This window comes from Streptomyces sp. GC420 (assembly GCF_009916105.1).
In the GTDB taxonomy this organism is placed as follows: domain Bacteria; phylum Actinomycetota; class Actinomycetes; order Streptomycetales; family Streptomycetaceae; genus Streptomyces.
In genome coordinates this window covers 1-4,255 of the sequence record NZ_JAAAXQ010000522.1, presented here as the reverse complement: position 1 = coordinate 4,255, position 4,255 = coordinate 1, and the positions used below count along the sequence as shown (strand labels likewise).

Genomic DNA, 4,255 nt, shown 5'->3' with positions numbered 1-4,255 from the left:
GTCCGAGGTCGCGGACGACACCGGCGCCGCGGACACGACCGGCGCCGCAGACGGGGCGGGCGGGGCCTCTTCGAGGATGGCGTGGGCGTTGGTGCCGCCGAACCCGAAGGCGTTCACTCCGGCGACCAGCGTGCCGGGCTCGACCCAGTCTCGGTGCCGGGCCACCACCGAGAAGCCGGCGCCGTCGATACCCGCGGCGGGTGGCGCGTGGTGCAGTGATGCGGGGAGCTGCCGGTGGCCGAGTGCCAGGACGACCTTGACGAGGGCCGGCATGCCGGCCGCGTTGAGCAGATGCCCGAGGTTGGTCTTCACCGAGCCGAGCAGCCTGGGCCGTCCGTCGGCGCGCGGCGGGAAGGCGTGGGCGAGCGACTTGAGCTCTATCGGGTCGCCGATCGCCGTGCCGGTGCCGTGCGCCTCGACGTAGGACACGGCGGCGGGGTCGATACCCGCGTCCTCGTAGGCCCGTGCGATGACTTCGCGCTGCCGGAGCGGGTTGGGGGCCATGAGGCTGAGCGAGCGGCCGTCGTTGTTCACCGCCGTGCCGCGCAGCAGGGCGAGGACGGGGTCACCGGCCCGGTGCGCGTCGTCGAGTCGGGTGAGGACGATCGCGGCCCCGCCCTCTCCGGGGACGAAGCCGTCGGCCCGGGAACTGAAGGCATGGCAGCGCCCGGTCGGGGACAGTGCCCGTGCCTCCTCCAGGAGGCGGTATCCGGTCGGGGTGAGGTTGAGGTTGACCCCGCCGACGACGGCGATGTCGCACTCGCCGTCCTGGAGGCTGCGGCGGGCCAGGTGCAGGGCGACCAGCGCGGAGGAGCAGGCGGTGTCGACGGCGAGTGCCGGCCCGTCCAGGTCCAGGGTCTGCGCGACACGGGCGGCGATGAGGTTGGGCAGGTTGCCGAGCAGGGCCGAGGGCGCCGGTACTGCCTGCGCTGCCGGTCCGGCCGCCGCCGCGGTGGTGCCGGGTACGCCGCCGGGGCCGAGCAGTTCGCGGTATCCGCTCTCGCCGACGGCGGCGAAGACGCCGATCCGGCGTCCGCTCCGCCGGGGCCCGGCGTAGCCGGCCCGTTCCAGGGCCTCGTGGGCGAGTTCGAGGAAGACTCGCGCCTGGGGGTCGGTGACACGTGCCTCGTCCGGGCCGATCCCGAAGTAGTCGGCGTCGAAACCGGCCGGGTCGTCGAGGAAGCCGCCCCAGCGGGCGGTGGTGTCCGCGGATCCGGGCCACCGGCCCCCGGGTACGCCGGTGACGGCGTCGTGTCCGGCGGCGAGCCGGTCCCAGAAGGCCTCCGGGGTGTCGGCGCCGGGGAACCGGCAGGCCATGGCGGTGATCGCGACCGGCGTCCGGGAGTCGTGTGGGGGCCCGTCCTGCCCGCCGGCGGGGCCGGCCGGAGACACCTCCGCACGCACAGCGGTGCCGGCTTCCTTCAAGTCGGTTCCCCGGTCGGCCGGTTGAGGGTCGCTGCCCATCAGGTGGTCGGTGAGCGCGGTGACGGTGTCGCGGTCCCGCATGACCGAAGGGGGCAGCGCGGCGCCGAAGGTGTCCTCCAGCGCGGCCAGCACCTCCATCGCCTTCAGCGACGTACCGCCGAGCGCGAAGAACCGGTCGCGCGGGCCGATCCGGGTGGCCGGCAGGCCGAGCACGTGTGCCCACACGTCCCGGACGGCGCGCTCGGTCTCCTGACGCGGGCGGGGCTCCGGTGCGGCCGTCCGGGACCGCGCTCCCGCAGCGGGAGGGGCCGGCACGGCGGGGAGCCCCGGGGCGGCGGCGCCGGCCCCGGTCCGGGCGTCGCGAGCGTCCTGAGCGGTCCGGGCGGCGGCGGCAAGGACGGCGGGGAGGGCCGTCTCCGCGGCCGGGCGGGTCCCGCGCCCGGCATAGGCGCCGGCCTCGAAGCGGGCCCGCATCCGGCGGCGCTGCAACTTGCCGCTGGTCGTACGGGGAAACGCTCCCGGGGGCAACGGCACGACCCGTACGTCGTCGTGGGCCAGGGCCTCGCGCACCCGCGCCACCACCTGCTCCAGCACGGCGGGCGCCGTGTCCTTGGGCGGTCTGGCCCACTGGACGAAGACCGCGACGCGCTCGGCACCGGTGAGCGGGTCGGTGGAGCCGATCACCGCTGTCGCCCCCGGCGGCAGACCTGGTGTGCCGGCCACGACGGTCTCGATGTCCGACGCGTGGAACTGCCTGCCGTTGATGAACAGCACGTCCTTGTGACGGCCCGTCACACACAGGCGTCCGCCGTGCAGGAACCCCATGTCACCGGTGCGCAGCCACCCGTCGGCGAACGCGGCGGCGGTCTCCTCGCGGAGCAGGTGGTAACCGCGCGCAACCTGCGGGCCCCGTACCTCGATGTGCCCCACCCTGCGGTCGCCCAGCGGACTGCCGTCCTCGCCGACCACGCGCACCGCGCAGCCGGGCACGGGGAGTCCGACGTCCATCACCTCGACGTGCGAGGTGCCGGGGGAGCCCGGGGTCCCCGAGGGTGCGGCGTCCACGGCCCGGCCCCGGCTGAGTGCCTCCCGGTCGAGGACCAGTGGTGCCGCGGTCTTCCCGAGCGGCGGGAAGGTGACGGCCAGGGTCGCCTCGGCCAGGCCGTAGACGGGCTGCATGGCGGTGGCGTCCATGCCCGCCAGCAGGGTCTTGCGCGCGAACTCCCGCCACACCGGGGCGGCGATCGGTTCGGCGCCGACCAGGACCAGCCGCACCCGGGACAGGTCGAGCCGCTGCAGTTCCTCGTCCGGGACCCGCCGTGCGGCGAGCGCCAGGGCGAAGTTCGCCGCCGAGAGCACGGTGGCGCCGTGCCGTGCCGCGGTGTCGAACCACGTCCGCGGCCGCTTGGCGAAGGACAGCGGCCCCAGTTTCACCTGCTTGGCCCGGGCGGCGAGCGGCGCCAGGTGAGTGCCGATGAGGCCCATGTCGTGGAAGTACGGCATCCAGCTCATCACCACGTCGTCGGCCGTGAGGCGAGCGGCGGTGCGTATCTGTCCCAGGTTGGACAGCACAGCCGCGTGGGTCAGTTCGACCCCCTTGGGTGTACCGGTGCTGCCGGAGGAGAACTGCAGGAAGGCCACGTCATCGGGTGCGGGCTCGGGGAGCCGGCCGGGCGGGGTTCCCTCGCGCACCGCGTCCAGGTGCAACGCGGTCGCGTCCGGCGGGAGTTCGGCGAGCAGCGGTGCTGTGGCCCGGTCGGCGAGCAGCGGCGGGCGGCCGAGGTGTTCCCAGACGGACAGCACCCGCCGTGTCTCCGGGGCCAGGGGCACCGGCACGAGGCCTGCGGCGAGCGCTCCCCAGAACATGGGCTGGAAGTCCTCGCTGCGGTCGGCGAGGAGAGGCAGGCAGGTGCCCGGGGAGGCTCCCGCGGCGAGCAGGCCGCCGGCGACGCGCAGGGACTGGTCGGCCAGTTCCCGGAGGGTGACGTCGAGTTCGCTTCCGTCGCCGCGTACGTGGACGACGACCTGACCTGGTGTCTCGCGGGCCGCGTCCAGCAGCACCTGCAACAACGTCGTCTCGCCGTTCGGGCCGATCATGAAAGGAGCCTACCTTCCGGTACGCAGGTGCCCTGATCGGTGCCCGTCATGCTCCGTCCCCCTGCTGTGTCGCCCGCTCGCGGCATCTCGTCCCCCGCCCCCGTTCGCGTTCTGCGCCCACCCGGCCGGAGCCCCTGCCTGTGCGGATCCGCCGCCCGGGCCGTCGGCTCGGGAGGTTGCGGCAGCCCGGCATCCATGAGGACGACGGCATCGCCCGGCGCGGTGGACCGCTGGCCGGAGTTCACGGTTCGGTGCGCCGGGCCCTTTCGAAGGCCTCGCGGGCGGCCCGCTCGATCTCGTCCCTGTCCTCGAGGACCGACCGCATCTCGTCCTCGGCCCCGGGATCCGGCCCCCCGCCCCGGTACGTGAGCTGTGCGAGAAGGAAGCGGCATGCCGCGTCCTCGCTGTCGAAGCGGTTGAGCGGGCGGTACAGGCCACGCTCGAAACTTCCCACCACCCAGTCGACACCCTCCTGCCGGAGGTAGGCGAAGTCCGGTGGTTTCAGCGAGAGTTCGTGGAAGCCGGGGATCTCGTACAGTGCGTCGGGCACGCCCGCGGCGGCGAGCGCCTCGCACAGCTCACGTCGGTTCACGTCTGCAGGTCCCTCTAGACGAGTCATTCCGAATGCTGACGGTGCGTCCGGGAACGCAGACAGGGTGTCCAAGGTCGTTCTGTGACAAGCGACCTGGACACCCTGCTCACCGCACTGTACGTGAAGATCGACGACGAGATC

At 73.9% G+C, this 4,255-nt stretch carries 2 protein-coding genes; both read right to left on the bottom strand.

What is annotated here, in order from left to right; all coding sequences use genetic code 11:
• Positions 1-3,522: beta-ketoacyl synthase N-terminal-like domain-containing protein (locus GUY61_RS35335; protein ID WP_166634407.1), on the bottom strand; the 3,522-nt coding region annotated here is incomplete at its 3' end.
• Positions 3,523-3,763: 241 nt separating this feature from the next.
• Positions 3,764-4,114 carry a hypothetical protein gene (locus GUY61_RS39415; protein WP_208106850.1) on the bottom strand — a complete coding sequence of 117 codons (351 nt, stop codon included), beginning with the start codon at positions 4,112-4,114 and terminating at the stop codon, positions 3,764-3,766.
• Positions 4,115-4,255: the final 141 nt, after the last annotated feature.